The 14,640-nt window shown below is 68.2% G+C and carries 17 protein-coding genes; 8 read left to right on the top strand and 9 right to left on the bottom strand.

Going from position 1 to position 14,640, the window contains the following annotated elements; genetic code table 11:
• Nucleotides 1–58 precede the first annotated feature (58 nt).
• Nucleotides 59–1,654, bottom strand: a complete 1,596-nt coding sequence (locus CU254_RS06545; RefSeq protein WP_009073925.1) for a bifunctional NAD(P)/FAD-dependent oxidoreductase/class I SAM-dependent methyltransferase — start codon at nucleotides 1,652–1,654, stop codon at nucleotides 59–61.
• 90 nt (nucleotides 1,655–1,744) lie between these two features.
• Here CU254_RS06545 and CU254_RS06550 point away from each other — a divergent pair, with 90 nt between their 5' ends.
• From CU254_RS06550 to CU254_RS06560, 3 genes are read left to right on the top strand one after another with little or no spacing between them, the layout of a single operon-like run.
• Nucleotides 1,745–2,335, top strand: a complete 591-nt coding sequence (locus CU254_RS06550; RefSeq protein ID WP_037712782.1) for a helix-turn-helix domain-containing protein — start codon at nucleotides 1,745–1,747, stop codon at nucleotides 2,333–2,335.
• Nucleotides 2,336–2,365: 30 nt separating this feature from the next.
• Nucleotides 2,366–2,710 (top strand): helix-turn-helix transcriptional regulator, encoded by a 345-nt coding sequence (locus CU254_RS06555; protein ID WP_009073927.1) that lies wholly within the window; start codon nucleotides 2,366–2,368, stop codon nucleotides 2,708–2,710.
• The gene (locus CU254_RS06560) at nucleotides 2,707–3,201 is read left to right on the top strand and encodes an SRPBCC family protein (RefSeq protein WP_009073928.1); all 495 of its coding nucleotides are present in this window, start codon (nucleotides 2,707–2,709) and stop codon (nucleotides 3,199–3,201) included. The genes CU254_RS06555 and CU254_RS06560 overlap by 4 nt, the downstream gene beginning before the upstream one ends.
• Before the next feature lie 43 nt (nucleotides 3,202–3,244).
• Here the strand turns inward: CU254_RS06560 and CU254_RS06565 are convergent, their stop codons facing one another.
• Entirely contained in the window at nucleotides 3,245–4,108 is an 864-nt protein-coding gene (locus CU254_RS06565; protein ID WP_009073929.1) for a 3-hydroxyacyl-CoA dehydrogenase family protein, read from the bottom strand.
• A 100-nt stretch (nucleotides 4,109–4,208) separates the two neighbouring features.
• Here CU254_RS06565 and CU254_RS06570 point away from each other — a divergent pair, with 100 nt between their 5' ends.
• Nucleotides 4,209–4,619 carry a hypothetical protein gene (locus tag CU254_RS06570; RefSeq protein WP_009073930.1) on the top strand — a complete coding sequence of 137 codons (411 nt, stop codon included), beginning with the start codon at nucleotides 4,209–4,211 and terminating at the stop codon, nucleotides 4,617–4,619.
• Here the strand turns inward: CU254_RS06570 and CU254_RS06575 are convergent.
• The 4 genes from CU254_RS06575 to CU254_RS44595 all read right to left on the bottom strand — a co-directional run bounded on the left by CU254_RS06575 (nucleotide 4,603) and on the right by CU254_RS44595 (nucleotide 7,221).
• Entirely contained in the window at nucleotides 4,603–5,508 is a 906-nt protein-coding gene (locus tag CU254_RS06575) for a carboxymuconolactone decarboxylase family protein (RefSeq protein ID WP_009073932.1), read from the bottom strand. The two genes, CU254_RS06570 and CU254_RS06575, sit on opposite strands and share 17 nt — an antisense overlap.
• A 2-nt stretch (nucleotides 5,509–5,510) precedes the next feature.
• Nucleotides 5,511–6,137: a TetR/AcrR family transcriptional regulator gene (locus CU254_RS06580; RefSeq protein ID WP_009073934.1), complete on the bottom strand. Its 627-nt coding sequence runs from the start codon at nucleotides 6,135–6,137 to the stop codon at nucleotides 5,511–5,513.
• A 101-nt stretch (nucleotides 6,138–6,238) separates the two neighbouring features.
• The gene (locus tag CU254_RS06585; RefSeq protein ID WP_009073936.1) at nucleotides 6,239–6,961 is read right to left on the bottom strand and encodes an SDR family NAD(P)-dependent oxidoreductase; all 723 of its coding nucleotides are present in this window, start codon (nucleotides 6,959–6,961) and stop codon (nucleotides 6,239–6,241) included.
• Nucleotides 6,958–7,221, bottom strand: a complete 264-nt coding sequence (locus CU254_RS44595) for an SDR family NAD(P)-dependent oxidoreductase (RefSeq protein ID WP_037712785.1) — start codon at nucleotides 7,219–7,221, stop codon at nucleotides 6,958–6,960. The genes CU254_RS06585 and CU254_RS44595 overlap by 4 nt, the downstream gene beginning before the upstream one ends.
• 92 nt (nucleotides 7,222–7,313) lie before the next feature.
• Between CU254_RS44595 and CU254_RS06595 the strand changes: the two genes are divergently transcribed.
• Entirely contained in the window at nucleotides 7,314–7,934 is a 621-nt protein-coding gene (locus CU254_RS06595; protein WP_009073939.1) for a TetR/AcrR family transcriptional regulator, read from the top strand.
• Here the strand turns inward: CU254_RS06595 and CU254_RS06600 are convergent.
• A complete protein-coding gene (locus tag CU254_RS06600; RefSeq protein ID WP_009073940.1) occupies nucleotides 7,919–8,443 on the bottom strand; it encodes a TetR/AcrR family transcriptional regulator in 525 nt (174 codons plus the stop codon). The genes CU254_RS06595 and CU254_RS06600 overlap by 16 nt on opposite strands.
• 43 nt (nucleotides 8,444–8,486) lie before the next feature.
• Here CU254_RS06600 and CU254_RS06605 point away from each other — a divergent pair, with 43 nt between their 5' ends.
• On the top strand, nucleotides 8,487–9,461 hold the full coding sequence (locus CU254_RS06605) for an SDR family NAD(P)-dependent oxidoreductase (protein ID WP_037712789.1): 975 nt from the start codon (nucleotides 8,487–8,489) through the stop codon (nucleotides 9,459–9,461).
• A gap of 629 nt (nucleotides 9,462–10,090) precedes the next feature.
• Here the strand turns inward: CU254_RS06605 and CU254_RS42910 are convergent.
• Entirely contained in the window at nucleotides 10,091–10,228 is a 138-nt protein-coding gene (locus CU254_RS42910) for a hypothetical protein (protein WP_158687996.1), read from the bottom strand.
• 87 nt (nucleotides 10,229–10,315) lie between these two features.
• On the opposite strand from CU254_RS42910, the gene CU254_RS06610 reads away from it, so the two are divergent.
• Both CU254_RS06610 and CU254_RS06615 read left to right on the top strand, forming a co-directional pair.
• A complete protein-coding gene (locus CU254_RS06610) occupies nucleotides 10,316–11,740 on the top strand; it encodes a hypothetical protein (protein WP_009073942.1) in 1,425 nt (474 codons plus the stop codon).
• Nucleotides 11,704–12,501 carry a hypothetical protein gene (locus tag CU254_RS06615; RefSeq protein WP_158687997.1) on the top strand — a complete coding sequence of 266 codons (798 nt, stop codon included), beginning with the start codon at nucleotides 11,704–11,706 and terminating at the stop codon, nucleotides 12,499–12,501. The genes CU254_RS06610 and CU254_RS06615 overlap by 37 nt, the downstream gene beginning before the upstream one ends.
• Before the next feature lie 273 nt (nucleotides 12,502–12,774).
• Here the strand turns inward: CU254_RS06615 and CU254_RS06620 are convergent, their stop codons facing one another.
• On the bottom strand, nucleotides 12,775–13,872 hold the full coding sequence (locus CU254_RS06620; RefSeq protein WP_037712790.1) for a bifunctional lysozyme/C40 family peptidase: 1,098 nt from the start codon (nucleotides 13,870–13,872) through the stop codon (nucleotides 12,775–12,777).
• Nucleotides 13,873–14,640 lie beyond the last annotated feature (768 nt).

Here is a 14,640-nt window from a genome sequence, read left to right on the forward strand (position 1 = left end):
GAGCCCGCTTGCCCGGACGGCTCCGGTCCGGCCGAGCCAGGACCGGAGCCGTCACCGGTCACCCTTTCCGAGCCACCAGCACCGTGTCCCGGACCACCGTCTCCGCCCCGACCGCAGCACGCTCGCGCACCTCCGCGGTCACTGAAGCCCACGACTGATCCAGCGTCTCCGCGACTTCCTCGGCAGTGAACATCATGTCCGGCAGGTGCGGCCGCCCGGCGTGATGATCCGCCGGATCGTGGCCGACCACCAGCAGCGTCCCGCCCGGTGCCACCGCGTCCGCGAGCCGCGCGAACGCTGCCGTCCGGGCCGCCGACGGCACGTGCAGGAAATGCGTCGTCACCAGGTCGAACTTCGATTCCGGCAGCCATTCGGCCAGGTCCGCCGCGACCCACGTGATCCGGTCCGCGAGCCCGAGTTTCGCCGCCTGCGCGCGCCCGCGTTCGATGGCCGTGGTGGAGAAGTCGACCGCTGTCACGCGCCAGCCCTGCTGTGCGAGCCACAGCGCGTCGCCGCCCTCGCCGCAGCCCGCGTCGAGCGCGTGGCCCGGTTCCAGGTCGCGAGCCTCGGTCACGAGCTGATCGTTCGGCCGTCCGCTCCACATCTCGTCGCGCGAGCGATACCGCTCCTCCCAAGAAGCGCGGTCGAACGGCGGCGTGTCCGCGTGCCGCTCGTTGGCCCGTGCGACCTCCCGCTCCATCTCGTGCGAGAACGGCATTTCCCGCTGCCGCACGGCTTCCGCGGCCTCCTCCTCGACCAGTTCGCCGTTGATCGCCGCCCCGGCGGTCAGCCCCGCCGCGGCCGAAACCACGACCTGCGCCCGCATGTCCGTGACGTTCCCCGCCGCCCACAAACCGGGCACGGCCGTCCGTCCGGCCGCGTCCGCGGGAACCCGCGTGCCGATCACGAAACCGTTGAACTCCACCGGTTCCGGCACGATCCCGAGCGGCGCGAGAAAGTCCGCCCGCGTCCTGGCCGGCGCCGCGACCGCCAGCGCCTCGCGCGCCACGACCTCGCCGGATTCGAGCCGCACCCCGGTCAGCCGGTCGCCCTCGGTCTCGACCGCGGCGACCACGCCGTCCACGATCCGGATCCCGCGCGCCCGCAGCGGAGCCTCGTCGAAATCCCCGTGCGTGTGCCGGAAAACGACCACGTCGCCGGTCAGCTGCCGCCACATCAACGCCTGGTGCACGGTCATCGGACCGGTCGACAGCACGCCGACCGCCCGGTCCCGCACCTCCCAGCCGTGGCAGTACGGGCAATGCAGCACGTCCCGTCCCCACCGCGCGGCCAGCCCGGCGACCTCGGGCAGCTCGTCGACGAGCCCGGTCGCGACCAGCACCCGCCGTGCGCGCGTGCGCCGCCCGTCGGCCAGCGAGATCTCGAACCCGTTGTCCTGCTTGGCAATCGACGTCACGGTCTGCGAGACCACCTCGCCGCCGTACCCGGCCAGCTCCGCGCGGCCGAGCGAGAGCAGTTCGGCGGGCGGCGTGCTTTCGCGGCCAAGATAGTTGTGCACGTGCCCGGCCGGCGCGTTGCGCGGTTCGCCGGAGTCCACGACCAGCACCGACCGCCGGGACCGCGCGAGCGCCACCGCCCCGCTGAGCCCGGCCGCACCGCCGCCGACCACCACCACGTCGTACTTCTCGTCCACTGGATCCTCCTGTAGTCCCCGTGCCACGGACTATCCGGAGAACGCGCCGACTTGACAAAGTTCTTTGCCGAAGTGGCAAAATCGAACGGCATGAGCGAAGACGACCAGGACCTCGGCGAGGTCCTGCACGCGGTCGGCCCGAGGCTGCGCACCCTGCGCAAACAGCGCAACGCGACGCTGACCGGCCTCTCGGAGACGACCGGGATCTCGGTCAGCACCCTGTCGCGGCTCGAGTCCGGCCAGCGCAAACCGACCCTGGAACTGCTGCTCGCGCTGGCCCGCGCCTACCAGGTCCCGCTCGACGAACTGGTCGGCGCGCCCCCGCCCGGCGACCCGCGGCTGAACCCGAAGCCGTTCGTCCGGCACGGCCGGACCTACCTGCCGCTCACTCGCCGTCCGGGCGGCCTGCGCGCCTACAAGATGACCCTTCCGCCCGAGCGTTCCGCCGAACCCCCGGACCAGCGGGTCCACGAGGGGTACGAGTGGATGTACGTCCTTTCCGGACAGTTGCGGCTGCTGCTCGGCGAACACGACGTGATACTCCGGCCGGGCGAGGTCGCCGAGTTCGACACGCACGTTCCGCACTGGTTCGGCAACGCCGGCACGGAGCCCTGCGAGGTCCTGGCCCTCTTCGGTCCGCAAGGGGAACGCTTCCACGTCCGCGCCCGTCCTGCCTCTTGACGCATGCCCATATCGGCATATGATTGGCGCATGGCACGGGCAGCAACCACCGCGGACGTCTTCAACGCCGTCGCCGAACCGCGGCGCCGGGAGATCCTGGACGTTCTGGCCGAGGGCGAACGTCCGGTGAACGACCTCGTCCGCGTGCTGGGCCTGGGGCAGCCGCAGGTGTCGAAGCACTTGCGGGTGCTGCGCGAGGTCGGCGCGGTCGAAGTGCGAGACGAGGGCAGGCAACGGCTTTACCGGTTGAACGGCCGCGCCCTCAAACCGATTCACGACTGGGTGCGCCGGTATGAACGGTCCTGGGAGGAACGGTTCGAGTCGCTGGACGCCGTGCTGGAAGAAATGGGTTCGACGGAGGAGGAAAAGCCATGACCGACACGACGACCGGCACGGCGAAGGTGACGCTGCCCGCGGACGACCAGATCCTGATCACCCGGGATTTCGCCGCTCCGCGGCAGCACGTCTACCGCGCATGGACCACGCCGGAACTGGTGAAACGCTGGTGGGCGGGCAAGCGCGGCACGGTGACGTCCGTGGACATCGACCTGCGCGTCGGCGGCCAATGGCGTTACGTGCTGGTGGCGAACGGCAACTTCGAGGTCGCCTTCCACGGCGAATATCGCGAGATAGTCCCCGAGGAACGGCTGGTCCACACCGAGGTCTACGAAACGCCGGGAGCGTCCGACGTGGAGGCCCCCGTCGTCACGGTGACTTTCACTGAATCAGGCGACCGCACCACGGTGACGTTGCTGACCGAAACGCACACCAAGGAACTGCGCGACACCATTCTGGAATCCGGCATGGAAGTCGGGATGCAGGAGTCGATGGACGCGCTGGAGGAGGTCGCGGTTTCGCTGCGGTGAACCGGCCGGGCGGCCTGGTTCCGGTGATCCGGGCCGCCTTGCTTCAGCCGTACGAGTAGAACCCCTCGCCGGTTTTGATCCCGAGTTTCCCCGCGTCGACATACGTGCGCAGCAGGTCCCGCGGCCCGGTCGGGAGGTGCGGATTCTCGTCCGCGTAGTGGTTTTCGATGTCCAGCACGACGTCCAAGCCGACCTGGTCCATCATCTGGAACGGCCCGTACGGCAGATGCCAGTTGATTTTGAACATCCCGTCCACGTCCTCGGGCCGGGCGACGCCCTCCGCGACGACGGCCAGCGATTCCCGTTTGATCGCCGCCCACACGCGGTTGAAAATGAACCCGACGCTTTCCTTGCGCGCCTCGAACGGATGAATGCCGAATTCCGGCAGCACCCCGAGCAGCGTGTCGAGTACGGTCCGGCCGGTTTCGCCGTCGGACATGAGGTCCACCGCGTTCGCGGTCGGCGGCATGTAGAAGTGGATGTTGCACAGCCGCGATTTGTCGCGCACTTTCTCCGCCATCATCCGCGACGGATACGATGACGAGTTCGTCGCGAAAATGGTGTCGGCGGGCGCGGCTTCGTCGATTTGGCCCCACAGCGGGATTTTGATGTCCAGCCGCTCCGGCACCGCTTCCACGACGAGCCACGCGTCGCGCAACGCGTCCTCGATCGACGCCGCGTCCTCGACCCGGCCGACCTCGCCGCTGCCGCGTTTTTCGATCAGGACGGGCAATGTCTCCGCGACGTAGTCCGCGGCCGCCGCGACCTGCTCGGCGCTCGGATCGCTGATCCGCACCGTGCCGCCGCGCGAGGCGAACATCAGCGCGATGCGCCTGCCCAGCGTCCCGGCACCGAACACGGTGACCGGCCGGTCGCGGATCTGGTCGAATGTGTACGCGTACGGCATGACGGCTCACCTTTCGATCTTGCGCCCCAGAAGACCACCCGTTCTCCACCGCCGCAATTCCGCGTCCACGAGCGGGGGACCGGCTGCGTAGAATGCGGCGGTGGTCGAAGTTCGCGAGGTTCGCCGTCTCTGTTACGACTTCGCCCGTCGCACCGGCGGAACCTTGGCCGATTTCCGCGTCCCGTCGGGCACGCCGAACTTCTGGCAAGCCGTCATCGAGTACCCCGACCGCACGCTCTCGGTCGTCGCCGCGAACGACGCGCCGGTCGTCGCGCTCGCCCGCCCGCGGTCGTTCGACTTCGCGCCGGCTCGCGAATGGGGACCGCTCGAGTTCCTCGACGAGCCGGAACTGGCCGCGGTGCTGGCGGAAACGGAGCAGTTCCGGGTGCTCACGCCAGCCGATCTCGGACAGCCTTTCACCGCCGAAGACTGGCCGCACCTCACTCGGTCCGACATCGCGTACTGGAAACCAGCGACGGTCGGCGAGGCACTTTTCAATTATTGGGACTGACCTCCCGGATGCCGGTCAGCGGAAAGGTTCCGCCGCCGGACACCGTGACGGAGCCGGAGAACGCGTCCCCGTCGACCGCGCCGGTCACGCTCACCTCGAAACGCGCCGGGTCGGTCACCAGTGCCGTGAAGTCGACCTTCTGGCCGTCGACCGTTCCCGAAACGATGGGGACCGTGATCTTCAGCTGAGTGTCGAAAATGGACCCGGAAACCTTGGTGCCGTCGGTCGCGAGGTCGAGAAGGAGGTCTTTGCTTCCCGCCGGATGGGTGAACGTGATCTTCCACTTGCCGTCCGGACCGGTCTTCCCGCTGGCGGGCCGACTCTCCTGGTGCGGGGCGGCGACTGGCGCCGGAGGCTCGCCGAGCGCCGGTTGCCCGGCCTTCACCGGGACTCCCGCGGAATTCAGGAACCCCGCCATCATCCGGTAGTAGCCGACGAGGAACAGGATCTCGATGATCTCGGCGTTGTCGCGCGTCGCGGCGAGAGCGGCCCAGGTTTCGTCGGAGACAAAGACATTCGCGCACAGTTCATCGACGGCGCGCAGCACCGCGTCGTCCTCCGGAGCCCAGCTGGCGGCCGGATCGGAGAGGGCCGCGATCTCCGCCTCGGTCGCGCCGCCGCCAAGCGCGGCGGGTGCGTGATTGGCCCATTCGTACGGCGCGTCGCATCGAAGCGCGACGCGAAGGATCGCCAGTTCGCGGATCCGCGGATGCAGTTTCCCTTGGCCCAGCAGGTAACCGCCCAACGCGCCGGACGCCTGCATCAGTTCCGGCGCGCGGGCGAGAACCTGGATCACGGTGTCCGCGCCGAGTTTCGCCAGCTTTTGCTGTTCGGGAGCCAGCTCGTCGAGTTCGAGCGGCGGGATGCGGGGAGTCGTCGCGTGCGGCATGTTCAGTTTCCTTCCGCGGGCAGGCGGTCGAGTGCCGCCTGCGCTTCGTCGAGGCTGAGGAGCGGATGCGAGTAGATGTCGATCAGTGCGCGGGCGAGCAGGTTGTCGCCCGCCGGACTGAGGATGTCGACGCCGGCCGCGCGGGAAATATGCTGGTGCAGCACGGTGATCGACAACGCCATCGCGGTGCCGATCGCGGCGCGCACCTTGGGCTCGACCGTCGGCGGATCCGTCCGTTGCCGATCAGCGGCGACGAGCCGGCGCGTGCCCAGCTCGACCATTTCGTCGAACAACGGCGCGACGCCGCCTTCGACCAGCGCCCGGATGAGGTAGTCCCGGTACGGCCCGACGGCGATCCGCGCCGCCGCAACGGGATTCGCGGTGCCGCTGGCCGACAGGTCCTCCGGCACCTGGGCGTCGAGCTGGCGGAGGAGCTTGGTCAGGTGTTCGTCGCACGCCTCGCGAAGTGCCTGTTTGGACCCGAAATGGTGCCGCACCAAGCCCAAGGACACCCCGGCTTCGGCCGCGATGCCCCGGATCGTGGCGCGCTCGAAGCCGTGCTCGCCGAAATGCCGCATTGCCGCGTCGCGGATGCGGGCGCGGGCGGTCAGGTCACCGGGATCGGTCATGACGCCGTCGCTATACGCATGAACAATAGACTATACCCACGTATAGCCCGCGCGCCAGAGTGAAGCGCGCGAGAACGTCGTTGTCCCCGCGCTGGCGCTGGTCAGAACTGCTTTTCGCCGCCGTCGACGTAGATGTTCGCGCCGAGGATGAAGCTGCTCTGCTCGGACGCGAGGAACACCACGGCGTCAGCGACCTCGCGCGGCGTGCCCATCCGGCCGAGCGGAACCCGCGCCGCGAAACTCGCCCGCGCCTCGTCGACCTTGTCCGCGCCGACCGCCTTCTCCAGCACTGGCGTGTCGATGGTGCCGGGCGAAATCACGTTGACCCGGATGCCGCGGCCCTTCAGTTCGTTGGCCCAAGTCCGGGCGTAAGACCGGATCGCGGCCTTGGACGCGGAGTACGTTCCGAACGCCTCGAGCCCGTCATCCGCCCGGACCGACGAAGTCAGGATCACCGACGCCCCTTTGTTGAGCAGCGGCAACGCTTTCTGCACGGTGAACAGCGTGCCGCGGACGTTGGTGCCGAAAACCTGGTCGAAATGCTCCGCGGTGGTTTCCTCCAGACTGGCGAAGGAACCGGCGGCCGCGTTGGCGAAAACGATGTCGAGCCCCTTGCCGCGAGCGCGAACCGCGTCGTAGAGCCGATCCAGGTCGGCCGGATCGGCGATGTCACCCGCGACCGCGGTGACCGAACCGATGGTCTTGGCGGCCGGGATGTCGTCTGTCGCTGTGGTGGCCGAGTCGATGGTCTTGGCGGCCGGGACTTCGTCTGTTGCCGCGGTGGCCGAACCGATGGTCTGGGCTGCCGCGATATCGCCCGTCACCGTGGCGGCGAACGGATGGTCTTGGCGGCCGGGATGTCGTCTGTCACTGCGGTGGCCGAACCGATGGTCTGGGCTGCCGCGATGTCGTCCGCGACCGCGGTGACCGAACCGATGTTCTTGGCGGCCGCGTCCAGCGCGTCCCGGTTCCGGCCGGTGATGAAGACGTGCGCCCCCTCGGCGACGAGCCGCTCGGCCGCGGCCAGGCCGATCCCGCTGCTGCCGCCGGTGACCACTGCCGTCTTGCCCTCGAGCTGTCCCATGTGCTGACCTCCGGATAATTCGGTACCGATCGGTACTGAATCCGACCGTAGCACTTCCGGACCGATCGGTACCGAAGAGGTACGCTGGCGAAGTGACCAGTCCGGACAAGGCCCACATCGGCCGCCCGCGCGGCTTCGACGCCGACGAGGCTCTGCGGCGCGCCATGCTCGTGTTCTGGGAGCAGGGTTACGAAGGGGCCAGCCTGGCCGATCTGACCGGGGCCATGGGTATCACGAAGACCAGCATGTACGCGGCTTTCGGCAACAAAGAGCAGCTGTTCCGCAAGGCCTTGGCGCTCTACGACGAAGGCCCCGCCTCATACGGCCCACGGGCTTGGGCCGAGCCGACCGCCGCGAAGGTGGCCGCCGCGATCCTCAACGGCGCCGTCCGAGCGACAACCGATCCCGACTGCCCGCCCGGATGCCTGGGTGTCCAAGGCTCATTGGCGGCTGGCGAACTTGGCCATCCGGCCCGCGAATTGCTCGTTGAGTGGCGAAACGCCGCGCGCCGAGCACTCGAGAAGCGCTTCCAGCGCGCCATCGAGGAACACGATTTGCCCCCAGACGCCGACGCGGCACGGCTCGCCCGCTACATCATGACGGTCGCCTTCGGCATCGCCGTCGAAGCGGCCAGTGGCGCAACGCGGGAAGAGCTGCAAGAAGTCGCCGACACAGCCCTGTCCAACTGGCCTGCCCTTCAGCGCTTGCAATAAAGATTGACCGCGATGGTCATCCGCGCGCGAAACTCGTCGCGGTCCTTCGCGTCGTACTTGATCCCGATCGAGGTACTGATCAATGTCCCGGCGACGTCGGCAGGGGAGCGCCCACCGATCGCTTCGGTGACCAGCGCACGAAACCGCTTCGGATACTCAACGGCCATGCTGCCGAGCAAGTCGGGATTCGAGTCGATGAGCACACCGATCTCCGCGGCCATCGGCCCGACGTAACGACCGGCCCAGCAGTCGAACGCCTCGATCAGCCGCTCGCGCAACGGTCGCCGCGAATCGGCGAGAGCGAGCCGAGCTGCCTCGATGCTCCCCTCGAGCGAATGCTGCACGGCGGCGCGAAACAACTCCGGCTTGGACGAGAAGTAGAAGTACAGCCCAGGCCGCGAAATGTCCGCCGCCTTCGCGACGTCGTCCATCGACGCTTTGCGGTAGCCGTAGCGCGCGAACACCTCCAAGGCCGAGTCCAGTACCTGCGTACGCCGATCGCTGCCCATAGACACACTATACAAACAAAGTCCACTGCGTATAGTCGCGAGTGTGCCTCCCCTCTCCCTGATCCGCACGGCCTTCACCGCCACCAGCACCGCCGATGCCGTCGTCGCAGGCCAAAACCTCGCCGACGTCCACGCGATCGTCACCGGCGCCACGTCCGGCCTCGGCCGAGAAACAGCCCGCGCACTAGCCTCCGCCGGCGCGGACGTCACCCTGGCCGTCCGCAACCCCGCCCTGGGCGCGAGTGTCGCCGCCGACATCACCGCGACGACCGGCAACCATGCCGTCCGCGCCACCCACCTCGACCTGGCAGACCTAGCCACCGTCACCCGCTTCACCAACAGCTGGGACGGCCCGCTCCACCTGCTGATCAACAATGCCGGCGTCATGCTTCCGACCCTGGCCCGCACTCCGCAGGGTTGGGAATCGCAGTTCGCGACCAATCACCTAGGCCATTTCGCGCTGGCACTGGGCCTGCACGACGCCCTGGCCGCAGGCGCGAACCAGCGAGGAACGACCCGGATCGTCGCGCTGACCTCCGGCGCGCACATGTACTCACCCGTTGTCTTCGATGACCTCCACTTTACCCACCGCGCCTACGACCCCCAACTGGCTTACGGGCAATCGAAAACGGCCAACTCGCTGTTCGCCGTGGAAGCAACCCGCCGATGGGCAGCTGACGGAATCGTCGCCAACGCCGTCAACCCCGGCGGAGTTTCTACTGGCCTGCAACGAGATTTCACTCCAGAAATGAAGGACCACCTAGTCCGGCTGGAAGCCGCCGGAGTCTTCACGTACAAGACTGTCGAACAAGGCGCAGCCACCACTCTCGTCGCCGCGACCGCCCCAGAATTCGCCCATAATGGTGGCCATTACCTGGACGACTGCAACGAAGCCGCGACCGTCCCCGACGACGCCGCGTTGGCCGACAACAGCCACGCCGTCAAACGCTGGGCCCGCGACCCCGCTGCCGCCAGTCTGTTGTGGGAGGTCTCCCTGAACCTGATCCGCCAACACTGACCCCCACTGGGTGCCACTGTCCGCCCCCGTCGCGCGGCTCCGCCCAACGTGATGCCCTTCCTTGGCGAGCGTCGGCGGGGCGAACTGCCGAGCCGTAATCCCGGATCGTTCGGCCTCCGCCCGCACCCGCACAACGCGCGGGGCGCCCTGTCCCCCTCGCCGAATGGCGCTATCCCGCCGCGTCGCGCGACTCCTCCCACCGTGGTGCCGTTCCAGCCGCGAGCATCGACGAGCGGGCCGCCGTTCCGGATCGGACAGCCTTCGACCGCAGCCGCACGACGTCTCCGACCACGGCCTCACGACGTGTGAGGCCGGCCAGTTCCCCGCTGGATGGCGGTGTCCCGCCGCGTCGTGCGGCTGTTGCCACCGTGGTGTCATTCCCGTCGCGGCCATCGGCGGGGCGGACTGCCGGGCCACCGTCCTGGGTTGGTCAGCCTCCAGCCGACGCGTGGGGTGGGCCGTCCCCCTTGCTGGATGGCGCTATCCCGTCGCATCGCGGCTGCTTCCAGGGTGGTGCCGTTCCCGCCGCGAGCATCGACGGGCGGGCCGCCGTTCCGGGTTGGTCAGCCTCCAGTCGCACGACGCGTGGGGTGGGCCGTCGCTGCGCTGGATGGCATTGCCCGGCCGCATCAGGCGGTCGGCGCGCCCGTTTCCAGCGTGGTGCCGCTGCCGCGGCGAGCGTCGACGGTCGCGCTGCCAGACAGTAATCCCGGGTTGGTCTCCGACCGCAGCCGCACCAGCGTGGGGGCGATCCCCGCGCTGGACATCCCAACACAGTCACCGCAAAGCAGGTTATTTGTTGCCCCAGGGCGTTTCTCTGAGCCACCCGCCCGAGATCCGCTAGATTTCCCGCCGTGGACACGACAGGCGGGGTCGCGGATCTGTGGTTGTCATTGCGAGTAGCGGACACCATGGACCACAGCTCGGAGCGGACCGCGCTGCTCGCCGACGCAGTGCGAAGGGCCGACCGGCTGCGAGAACCGCAGGCCGCGTTCCGGTCCCGTCGAATGCTCGCCGACGCCTGCCGCCGCGACGGCCGCTGGGACCGGGTGCGCGACCTGGTCCACGAATGCCTCGACGCGTACGACCAGCGCCAGTGGCAGTTCGACCGCGACGACGAGGCCGAGCTGCTCGGCTGGTCCGCCTGGTGGGCCGAGTGCATGGTCGACTTCCCCGACCTCAGTCTCGAGGAAATCCATGCCGCCCTGCAGGGAGTCGCGCGCCGCTGCGCCGCAGCCGACTTGCCGCAGCACGAGGTCTACGCAGCACAGCGCGGAGTAGCCGCCCACCTCGGCGACTGGCCGACTGCCGACGACGCCCACCTGCGCTGGGTCGCCACCGCGCCGACCGGACAAGACGACCGGTGGCTGGACGTCACGACGATCGAGCACCATCTGTGCAAGGGAGAATCGTCGCGCGCCCGCCATCTCGCGGCCGCGATGCTGGAAAACCCCGCGTCCCTCGAAGATCCGCTCACGTTCGTCCGCTGCCTCATGCTCCTGCCGCTGGCCCGCGGAGGCGAGTGGGATTTGGCGGCCCTGACCTTCCGCCGAATCCGGCGCGCCACGTCCGGCGAATTCCTTTCTCCGGAACAACTCGGCTGGATCATTGAATTTTGCGCACTGACCGGCAACGCACTCGCCGGCATCGACTGGCTGGCTCCCATGGCAGGCTTCGAAACCCGGCAACGCCCCTTCGCCACCATGGAATTCGCGGCCGCGGTGGCAGTACTAGCCCGAGAACTGGTACGCGCCGGCCGCGGCGACACCGTGCTGGATCTGGGCCCAGAAGATCCCAACACCGTCCCTCTGCACGTGCTCGCCCGCCGAACGCGCCGCCTCGCGCTGGACTTGGCCGACCAGTTCGACCGCCGCAACGGCAACACTTTCCAGGGCGATCGGATCCGCGCCCGCCTCGCCGCCGAACCGCTCACCGACTTCCTGCCGATCGACCCGACCAGCCGCCCACCGCTGAACCTGCTGCCGCCACCCGGACTGTCCGATGAGGACCTTCTCGCCCGCGCAGAATGGCACGACCTGCGCTGCGAGCCCGACGAAGCACGCGCCTGCCTGACAGTCGTCTCCGATGACCTCCCACCACACCTCCACGCACGCCTTATCGAGCTGCGCGCGAAGTTCTTCCAAAGCGACGAAACCGAACCAGCCCTGCGCCAAGCCATCGACGTCTACTACCAGCACGGCGACTACCCGCGCGCCCTGCTAACCGAATGCTGGCTCGGCCTATGGACAGCCCACACTGGCCGCCCCGCGAAGCACTGACGAATGCCGTCGCCGCAGTAGAACAATTGCGCCACTCCGGCGACGACACCAGTTGCGCCTGGGGCGAGTACTGGCTGGCCTATCTCCTTGCCAGCCAAGGCGAACACGCCGACGCACTAGCCGCCCTGGCCGGCGGCCAACAACACGCCGAGGCCGCCGCAGACCACTTGGCCCGAGGCACGCTCTTGATCCTCGACGCCACGCTACGCCCGTCACTGGCCACCGCGACGGCCGCGCTGGACGCCCTCATTACTGCGCGCGCACCGGAAAAAGCGCTGGAAGCACTACAACAACTCGCACACCATGATGGCTATCTGGAGGTCCTCGACACCATTCTATCCGCTCCGCCCCCAGAAATGCCCCGCCTGATCGGGCGAATGCGCTACCTCCGCGCCTGCTCCCAGCCAGACCTAGCGCACACCGTCGACGACTTCACCGAAGCCATCGGCCAAGCCGCCCTGCGCGGCGAGGACACCGCCGAACAATGGCAGCAGCTGGCCCAAGCCAATCACGCCGCTGGCCGCTACGAAGACGCCGTCGACGCCAGCCAACGCGCCACCGAACGCCTCGACCCGCGAAGCGACGCCCACGACCAAGCCGCCTACCTGCGCGCAGACAGCTATCGCCACCTAGGCGACCACCGCGCTGCCCTCCGCGAATACCGCCGCCTAGCCGACGGCGACGGCGCACTAGCCGCCCAAGCCTTCGTCGCTGGCACGGATCTGCTGGAACAACTAGGCATCACCGACTGGCCGAGCTAACCCCTTTCGGGCACCTGCCGCTCGTATCCTCAGATCTCGCCGCTTCCGCGAACTTCCGACTCAACAACTCCTGACAGGCACATCAACAAACGCAGGATCCGCCGCAGGACAAGCTAGCCAACGCCCTCGCTCCGCCTGCTTCCCATGTCCCACGCTCGGTCCGCGGCACATCCCGCCACCCGCCAGATCCCGAGCACCCAGCTTTCGCCACTAAACGGCGAAAGCGTCCTCCGCGTGAGCACTCCACCAATCGGTTCAGCTTGACCGCGCAGGTCAGGCCGTCGGCCGCCCCGCGCCCGCGTAATCGTCGCCCGGCTTCCGATACGGATGAACCTGCACCGCCTGCCCAGTCTGCGGCGCGTCGATCATCTGCTGATTCCCGATATACAGCCCCACATGATGGATCTTCGAAGCCGGCTCACCGTAGAAGATCAAATCACCCAACTGAGGTTCGCTCACATGGGCAACGCTGCGGAACTGCGTGTCCGCCGTCCGCATCAGCTTGACATCAGCGCTCGCATAGGCGGCAGTCGTCAGACCGGAACAGTCGAACCCGGGATCGGCGTCGCGAGTGCCATTGCCGCCCCAGACATACGGCAGCCCAATCTGATCGATCGCGAAGTCGACCGCAGTAAGCACCGCAGGATTGGGCGGCTGATCACTCTGCCCGACCGTGCCGTAAACGTTGGTCGTCGCAAGCGTCCGATGCAAGACGACCGGCGCCGGCTCCAACGTCGCGACGCCGTTCCACCAGTCAGTCGCCAGATCGCGGCCATTCGCGCAGAGCGCACGCCCAGCCGTCAGCGCCGAGTCGTCGATGTTCTGAATATCCGGCTTGCCGCCGGACGCACTGCGCTGAAACTTGCCCCACACCGCTGGGGAGAGCTGCAACGGCCCGGCAGCCCCCGGGGTCGAGACTGGTCGGTGATAGAAGTCGAAAACCTCCACCGTCCCCAGCGGTTTCGCGAGAGTCCCGTTTTCCCCGACTCGATTACCCTGCGCCCGCCCATGATCGCTGGCGATCTTCCCGATCGCCGCGAGTGTGATCCAAGACAGGTGACAGTCAGGCTGCTCCTTGCTGAGCGTGACAGTCGCCTGCGCGTACCCGTTCATCGCCCGCAACGGAATGTCCAGCCACTGACTAGTCCGCGACGCCCAAGCCCCAAACTCCCCAGCCCGCGGCACCCCAGCCTGAGTCGGCACGACCGACGTCGGCGCAGCGGACGGAACCGTCCCCGAAGCACTCGGAGTCAACGTGGCCGTCGCCGCGACATTCCCAGAATTCGCCTCGCCGCTGCCGCCGCCCGGCAAAACCCGCACCGCGACGACCAACGCCGCAACGACCACGACGACCGCCGCCAACGTCACCAAGGCCCGCCGATTCCGCGCGAGAAACCTCCGCCCCGCAGAACGCGCGCCCCCGCCGTCCTCCAACGCCCGAGACCCGTCGCCACTAACCGGCGACTCGCTGGTCAAGCCCGCGGAGCTGCCACCCGCTGGCGAAGCCGCACCCACGTCAGCTGTTTCGCCATTCAACGGCGACACCCTGGTCGACCCAGGATTTTCGCCCCCGGCCGACGAAACATCGGCCACCCCAGAAACATCGCCGCTCAGCGGCGACGCAGCAGCCACCTCAGCGGCGCCACCGCCCCGCGGCGACCCCTCAGCCCGCCCAGAACTTTCGCCACTCAGCGGCGACTCCCTGGTCACCCCAGGTTTTTCGCCACCCACCGACGCCGCTTCATCAACAGACACACGCAAGCCAACCGATTCGCCGCTCACCGGCGACGCCCCGTCCGTGACCGAAGCACGGGAACCAACCGATTCGCCACTGGCCGGTGACTTCCCACCCTCGTCCGAACTGCCCGCGCCAACCGGTTCGCCGCTCATCGGCGACGCCTCACTCCCAGCCGAACCACCGGCACTGACTGATTCGCCGCACGACGGCGATGCTCCATCCGCGGCCGAATCACGCGAGTCGACCAATTGGCCACTGACTGGCGACGTCCCGCCCTCATCCGAACTACCGGTGTCGACTGTTTCGCCGTTCAGCGGCGATGCTCCGCCCGTGGCCGAGTTGCTGGTACCGATCGATTCGCCGCTGACTGGCGAGTCTTCGCCGGTGATCGAGCCACTGTC

The sequence above is a fragment of the Amycolatopsis sp. AA4 genome, assembly GCF_002796545.1.
Taxonomy (GTDB): domain Bacteria; phylum Actinomycetota; class Actinomycetes; order Mycobacteriales; family Pseudonocardiaceae; genus Amycolatopsis.

Bases quoted from the DNA above. Each gene is read 5' to 3' on its own strand.
- CU254_RS06575 (WP_009073932.1), bottom strand. From the start codon at position 5,508: ATGCCGCACGCGACGACTCCCCGCATCCCGCCGCTCGAACTCGACGAG.
- CU254_RS06550 (WP_037712782.1), top strand. From the start codon at position 1,745: ATGAGCGAAGACGACCAGGACCTCGGCGAGGTCCTGCACGCGGTCGGC.
- CU254_RS06600 (WP_009073940.1), bottom strand. From the start codon at position 8,443: ATGGGCAGCGATCGGCGTACGCAGGTACTGGACTCGGCCTTGGAGGTG.
- CU254_RS06580 (WP_009073934.1), bottom strand. From the start codon at position 6,137: ATGACCGATCCCGGTGACCTGACCGCCCGCGCCCGCATCCGCGACGCG.
- CU254_RS44595 (WP_037712785.1), bottom strand. From the start codon at position 7,221: ATGGGACAGCTCGAGGGCAAGACGGCAGTGGTCACCGGCGGCAGCAGC.
- CU254_RS06615 (WP_158687997.1), top strand. From the start codon at position 11,704: ATGGACAGCCCACACTGGCCGCCCCGCGAAGCACTGACGAATGCCGTC.
- CU254_RS06555 (WP_009073927.1), top strand. From the start codon at position 2,366: ATGGCACGGGCAGCAACCACCGCGGACGTCTTCAACGCCGTCGCCGAA.
- CU254_RS06565 (WP_009073929.1), bottom strand. From the start codon at position 4,108: ATGCCGTACGCGTACACATTCGACCAGATCCGCGACCGGCCGGTCACC.
- CU254_RS42910 (WP_158687996.1), bottom strand. From the start codon at position 10,228: ATGTCCAGCGCGGGGATCGCCCCCACGCTGGTGCGGCTGCGGTCGGAG.
- CU254_RS06560 (WP_009073928.1), top strand. From the start codon at position 2,707: ATGACCGACACGACGACCGGCACGGCGAAGGTGACGCTGCCCGCGGAC.